This window comes from uncultured Rikenella sp., from assembly GCF_910577125.1.
In the GTDB taxonomy this organism is placed as follows: Bacteria; Bacteroidota; Bacteroidia; order Bacteroidales; family Rikenellaceae; genus Rikenella.
Genome location: NZ_CAJTMN010000137.1, coordinates 1 through 4,720, shown reverse-complemented (window position 1 = coordinate 4,720; position 4,720 = coordinate 1). Strand labels below are relative to the sequence as shown.

Genomic DNA, 4,720 nt, shown 5'->3' with positions numbered 1-4,720 from the left:
CGCCTGAAAAGGGAAATCGTCAAAACTCGCTTGCGTGTTTTGACTGGATTTCCCATGGCGCGCGGACAGAACTCAATGTTTTCGAATTAACATTGGGCGGCTGTCGGTCGCGGGAAATAATAAAGGCTCCGCGCCGTAACGCGAACGCGTTGGCCGCGGGGCCCGGCCGGCCTGAGGCCAGTCGAAGCTCGACAGTCGCCCGCCCGCGTAAAAGAGGGATTTCGCTCGTTTTGCGGTGAGCAAAACGAGTGAAATTACTTACTAGTTGGAATTTACAACTTCAGTCCTCAGAAGGGTCGGGTAGATTTTTGGGCGAGACCAATGTATGGGATAAACTTGCAGAGGTGGGTATTGTCTTGGATCGGACTATTTTCGCGAAATAGCTTTTCACTGAGCAATAAAATTTCCATCGTTTTGTTTGGTAGATTAAAAAAGAAACTATATATTTGTAATATAGACAAGGAGATTTGGAAAAGGCGCAGCCGGCTGGATTGAAGCCAAATTATGTGCCATCCAAGTCTCCTCTTTTTATTCTTTTTGTCTTTCTTCAAAAGGTGGTCTGTTACGGAGTAGAGAACATATCTTTACTCTTTGTGTCATTCTTCGTTCGCGCGCCGGGGCGATTCATTCTGTTTCAGCGCAAACCGAAACAGTTGAATCACCTCTCAAAGCGGCGGCGCACGGTGCCTGCGGGCACTCCGACAGGGCCGCCTCTACCCCAACCGGATGGAACTGCCCTCGGGCCGGGCAGGCCCCACTTAGTAAGGCAAAGACAACCCTAACAAAACACCCAACGGGTGCGTGGACGGGAAATGCTCACGCATTTCCACTTACCTGCTCTGCCCGGTTCTTTGTCGCATGCCCGCGGTAGGCAATTAGCCGTGTCGGCCCAATTCTTCGCACAGCTCGTCTCCCACCCCCGGACACCCCGCTACAACCCGCTCCGGACGAATTCGATCGCCCGACGCAACAGGTGATCCCGCGACGATCCCATCCCGTGGTTCTTGTCCGGATAGATCGCCATCTCGAACGACTTCCCCGCCCGAACCAGCCGCTCGATCATCTCGTAACTGTTCTGGATGTGCACGTTATCGTCCCCCGTCCCGTGCGCCAGCAGCAGTTTGCCCTTCAGGCGGTCGGCGAAGAAGATCGGACTGTTGTCGTCGTACCCCGCCGCATTGTCCTGCGGCAGCCCGTTGTAGAGCTCCGTATAAATCGTGTCGTAGTACCTCCACGAGGTCACCGGCGCCACCGCCACCGCCAGCGCGAAGACATCGTTCCCCTTCAAGATGCAGTTCAGAGCCATGAACCCCCCGTAGCTCCAGCCGTAGATCCCGATCCGCGCCGGATCGACATACGGCAACCCGCCCAGATACCGCGCCGCAGCGATCTGATCCTGCACCTCGAGCCCCCCGAGATTGCCGTAGGTGCACTTGCGGAACTCCGCCCCCCGGAGACCCGTCCCGCGGCCGTCCACACACGCCACCAGAATCCCCTCCCGCACCAGCGCCGCCTCCCACGACCATCCCCAGCGATCCGCCACCTGCTGCGACCCCGGCCCGCTGTACTGGGTCATCAGCACCGGATAGCGCCGCGTGGAGTCGAAATCGGCCGGTTTCAGCCAATAACCGTTCAGCGTCGTCCCCTCCGGCGTGGTGAAGGTGAAAAACTCCTTCCGCGGCAAGGTGTACTCCGTCGCAATCCGTCCCCTCAACGCCGCGTTGTCCTCCAGCACCCGCACCGCACGTCCGTCCGCCACCCGCCTGAGCGTCACCACCGTCGGCGTTTCGGCGTTCGAGAAGTAGTCGATCCAGTACCGGTATCCCGGCCCGAAAACCGCCGTATGCGTTCCCGACTCGTCCGCCGCCGAGAGCCGGCGTTTCCCCCGGCCGTTCAGCCCGATGCTGTAAATCTCCCGCCGCAGGGGCGAACCCTCGGCAGACTGGTAATAGACCTTTCCGTGCTCCGCATCGATCCCGCAGAGGGCCGTCACCTCCCAATCCCCCTCCGTAATGCGGTTCAGCAGCCGGCCGCTCATATCGTACCGGTAGAGGTGCATCCATCCGTCGCGCTCGCTCTTGACCACGAAGCCGCGGCCTTCGGGCAGAAAAGTCACCGTCTCGTTATCGATCCGTTCGATGTACCGCGGGTCGCGCTCCTCGTAGAGCACAGACGTCGCCCCGGTCGTCGCATCGGCCAGCAGAATCCGGTAGCGGTTCTGCAACCGGTTGAGCCAGTGCACCGCCAGTCGCGCCCCGTCGCCGCCGCGTCCCGCCGCCGTCCACTCGATCCGCGGCACATAGATGTCCGTCGAATCGGCCCCCGAGGCGAGATCGACATCGACGATCGTGTCACGCTTCAGGTCATAGACCTTGATTTCCACCACCGAATTGGTCTCGCCCGCCTTCGGGTATTTGAAGTCATAGTTCTCCGGATACAGCCCCCCGCGGAAGGTGTTCATCGAGTACTCCCGCACGCCGCTCTCGTCGAACCGGTAGAAGGCGACAGCGTCCGACCCCGGCGCCCACTCGTAGGCCCGCGAGAAGCTGTACTCCTCCTCGTAGACCCAGTCGGGAATGCCGTTGATCACGGAGCCCCGCACCCCGTCGTGCGTGATACGCCGCTCGGCGAAAGTCCCGTCGGCCGCCGGGGCCGAGAGATCGGTCACGAAGAGATCGTTGTCGCGCACGAACGCCACCCTGGTTCCATCCGGCGAGAAGGTCGCCTCCTGCTGCTTCCCGCCCGCGGACAACGGCCGCAGGTCGCCCGTCGTGCGGTCATAGACATAATAATCGGCCCGCGAAGAGTGCCGGTAGATCGGTTCGCGGCCGGTGGTCAGCAGGATTTTCGTCCCGTCGGCCGAAAGTTCATAGCCCGCCACCGCTTTCGCGAGTTCCGCGGGCGCACGGAACAGGGTATCCACCAACGTTCCGTCGGCATACCGCCACCGCAGCACATCTCCGTTGCGGCTCAGCGTGGTGTAGTGTTCGCCGTCCTCCATCGCCCGCAGCCCGTACACGCTCCGTACCGCCAGCCGTCCCGCCGCGATGTCGTCGTAGCCGATCTGCCGTTTCTGCCCCGCCGCCTGCACCGCGCCCAGCAAGGCCGCACCGAGGATCATATATCGTATCCGTTTCATGCTTCGACCGCTTTAAGACTCATATCCAGGCTCTTGATCTGGTGGGTCAGGGCGCCCACCGACACGTAGTCCACGCCGCACTCGGCATAGTCGCGGAGGTTTTCGAGCGTGATCCCGCCGGAGGACTCGGTCTCGGCACGCCCCGCCACCCGGGCAACCCCTTCACGGGTCTGCTCGATCGTGAAGTTGTCGAACATGATCCGGTCGGCTCCGCCCGCGGCGAACACCCGGTCGATGTCGTCCAGCGACCGCACTTCGATCTCGATTTTCAAATCCTTCTGCTTCTCGGCCAGGTATTTGCGCGCACCCCGGAGGGCGTTTTCGATCCCCCCTGCGAAGTCGATGTGGTTGTCTTTCAGGAGAATCATGTCGAAGAGTCCGATACGGTGGTTCTCCCCTCCTCCGATCCGGACGGCCATCTTTTCGAGCATCCGCATCCCGGGGGTAGTCTTCCGTGTGTCGAGCACTTTGGTTTTCAGCCCTTTGAGCCGGTCGGCATAGACGGCGGTCTGGGTGGCCACGCCGCTCATCCGCTGCATGAGGTTGAGTATCACGCGTTCGGCCTGCAGGAGGGAGATCAGGTTCCCTTCGACATAAAAGGCGATCTGGCCGGGTTCGACCCAGTCGCCGTCTTTCAGTATCCGCTCGAACGCCACGGTCGGATCGAGCCGCCGGAAGACGCGTTCGGCCACTTCGACGCCAGCCAGCACGCCGGCCTGCTTGATGAGGAGTTTCATCCGCCCGCGCCGGTCGGCGGGAATGGTGCTGAGCGAGGTGTGGTCGCCGTCGCCGATGTCTTCGGCGATGGCCAGTTCGATCAGCCGGTCTACATAGGGTTCGTAGGATTTTTCCATGGGGTGTATGTTCGTAGGTGTGGTTACTTTCTCGCCTCCATATAGGATTGGAGGATGATGACGGCGCTCACCCGGTCGACGAGTCCTTTGTCGGTGCGCCGCCGGTTCCGGGGGACTCCGCCTTCGATGATGGCGCGCTGGGCGAGCACGGAGGTGAAGCGCTCGTCGTGGAAGACGACAGGTATCTCGGGCAGGGCGCGCCGCAGCTGGCGGACGAAGGGGTCGATGTATCTCCAGGATTCGGATCGCTCGCCGTTCATCTGTCGCGGATCGCCGACGACGAAGAGCCCGACGTCGTTCGCGGCAGCATACCGGGCGAGCCAGGCGACGGCTTCGTGTGCCGGGACGGTCTCCAGCGGGGTGGCGATCAGCTGCATGGGGTCGGTCACGGCCAGCCCGACGCGCTTCCGTCCGTAGTCTATGGCGAGGATTCTGCTCATTTCCGTTCCACAAAAATAGGGAATTATTTGTTGTGTACCCCGCCCCGGGCTATCGCCATCGGGATACGGGTGCGCTGGGCAGCGGCGACAGCGGCGGTTACAACTGGTCTTCGACGGTCAGTGGTATCAATGGCGTGCACTTGCATTTCGGCGTGGCGTGGCTCGTTCCCAGCAACGCGAACGACCGCGCCTTCGGTTTTCAGTTGCGTTGCCTCTCGGAATAAACGGGGCAGACACGGCCAATTGGGAGTGCGGCACGCACCGCCCGCCCGGCGTAAGGGCAGTAC

The 4,720-nt window shown here is 61.5% G+C and carries 4 protein-coding genes; 1 reads left to right on the top strand and 3 read right to left on the bottom strand.

Translation table 11 applies throughout. The features are described 5' to 3' along the window. Positions 1-931 precede the first annotated feature (931 nt). Genes QZ292_RS09735 through ruvX form a run of 3 tightly spaced genes read right to left on the bottom strand, consistent with a single transcriptional unit; the run spans position 932 to position 4,433 of the window. Positions 932-3,139: a S9 family peptidase gene (locus tag QZ292_RS09735; RefSeq protein ID WP_294601042.1), complete on the bottom strand. Its 2,208-nt coding sequence runs from the start codon at positions 3,137-3,139 to the stop codon at positions 932-934. Next, entirely contained in the window at positions 3,136-3,993 is an 858-nt protein-coding gene (nadC, locus tag QZ292_RS09730; protein WP_294601041.1) for a carboxylating nicotinate-nucleotide diphosphorylase, read from the bottom strand. The genes QZ292_RS09735 and nadC overlap by 4 nt, the downstream gene beginning before the upstream one ends. Positions 3,994-4,016: 23 nt before the next feature. Continuing rightward, the gene (gene ruvX / locus QZ292_RS09725; RefSeq protein ID WP_294601040.1) at positions 4,017-4,433 is read right to left on the bottom strand and encodes a Holliday junction resolvase RuvX; all 417 of its coding nucleotides are present in this window, start codon (positions 4,431-4,433) and stop codon (positions 4,017-4,019) included. Between the two features lie 32 nt (positions 4,434-4,465). Between ruvX and QZ292_RS09720 the strand changes: the two genes are divergently transcribed. Beyond that, entirely contained in the window at positions 4,466-4,657 is a 192-nt protein-coding gene (locus QZ292_RS09720; protein ID WP_294601039.1) for a hypothetical protein, read from the top strand. Positions 4,658-4,720 lie beyond the last annotated feature (63 nt).